1 pseudogene is annotated in these 1,645 nt (G+C 37.4%); it reads left to right on the top strand.

Annotated features, from left to right (window positions below):
• Positions 1–139: 139 nt before the first annotated feature.
• Positions 140–1,528: pseudogene (locus CP355_RS09895) on the top strand (APC family permease); the annotation flags it as partial.
• Positions 1,529–1,645: the final 117 nt, after the last annotated feature.

The raw sequence follows: 1,645 nt of genomic DNA, 5'->3' as shown, positions 1-1,645 counted from the left end.
ATTCGATCTCTAAAAAAGCACCCTTAATTGTCAATGTCTTAACTTAATGACATTGGTTTTTTGCTAGAACTGTTTTTGTTATAATTAGAAGCTAAAAATCGAGAAAAATATAGGGTAATAATGAAGGATAAGTGATTATTTGGAAGGAATGAAACGACATAAAATAGGTCTGTTTTCGGCTATTATGTTGGCCCTAAATTCTTTGATAGGCTCAGGTTGGCTGTTTGGTTCAGGTTCTGCAGCGAAAATTGCTGGACCAGCCGCAATCCTCTCTTGGATTTTAGGTGCTGTCATTATTATTGCTATTGCTTTGACCTATGTAGAATTGGGAGCAATGTTTCCTGAAAGTGGTGGTATGAGTAGATATGCTCAATACAGTCATGGATCGTTACTGGGATTTGTTGCTGCGTGGGCCAATTGGATTTCATTAGTAACTTTGGTACCAATGGAAGCCGTGGCGGCTGTTCAATATATGAGTTCGTGGCCGTGGTCATGGGCTAATTGGACTAAGAATTTTATTAAAGATGGCAATATTACTTTTGCAGGATTGGGCGTTGTATTTATTTTTATGTGTATTTTTACAATGATCAATTTTTGGTCAGTAAAAATTATGACACATTTTACTAATTTGATTTCTATTTTTAAAATCTTATTGCCTACTTTAACGATTGTAGTTTTAATTTGCAGTGGTTTTCATGCACAAAATTTCGGCTCCAACGTTCATGAATTTATGCCGTATGGAACACGTTCCATCTTTGAGGCTACGTCAGTTTCAGGAATTATCATGTCATATGATGCATTTCAGACCGTGATCAATATGGGTGGAGAGTTGAAGAATCCACGTAAGAATATTGTCCGCGGTGTCTTGATCTCTATGATCATTACTGCAGCGATTTATATCATGCTGCAAGTAACTTTTATTGGAGCAGTCGAACCAAGTACGTTAGCCAAGGTAGGCTGGCATGGCATTGACTTTACTTCACCATTTGCGGATTTGGCAATTATTTTAGGAATCAATTGGTTGGTAATTTTGCTTTATTTAGATGCGTTTGTATCACCGTTTGGTACAGGTGTCGCTTTCGTCGCTACAGCATCTAGAGCTTTGGCCGCTATGACACATACACGTCACTTACCTAAGTGGCTAGGCCGGCTTAATCAAAAGTATTTAATTCCGCGTTACGCGATGATTGCGGATTTGATTTTAGCGGTAATTTTGGTCAGCCTATTTAGAAATTGGAATTTATTGGCAACCGTAATCACTGCTTCAACATTAATTGCGTATTTAACAGGCCCCGTAACGGTAATGACTTTGAGAAAAGTAAAACCTAATCTTGATCGTCCGTTTAAACCTCGTTACATGCCATATCTAGCACCAATTGCCTTTATTTTAACTAGCTTGTCAATTTACTGGTCAATGTGGCCAACTACGATTCAAGTTATCTTGGTAATTGCATTAGGTTTGCCGATTTATTTCTATTATGAAATTCACTATCAACATTCAAATTTAATGAAAAACGCCCGAAAATCCCCGTATTTTAATGCGGGGATGGATAGGGCCAAGCTGACCTAGCAGTCAGCTTTTTTTATTCTAAAAATAGAGACATACGTTCGACTTCCCTGTAAAATATAAATATCTAATCTACAG

Source organism: Lactobacillus sp. UMNPBX4 (genome assembly GCF_002554115.1).
GTDB classification, from domain to species: Bacteria; Bacillota; Bacilli; order Lactobacillales; family Lactobacillaceae; genus Lactobacillus; species Lactobacillus gallinarum.
The sequence above is the reverse complement of the archived record's forward strand: the minus strand, read 5'-3'. Positions and strand labels throughout refer to the sequence as shown.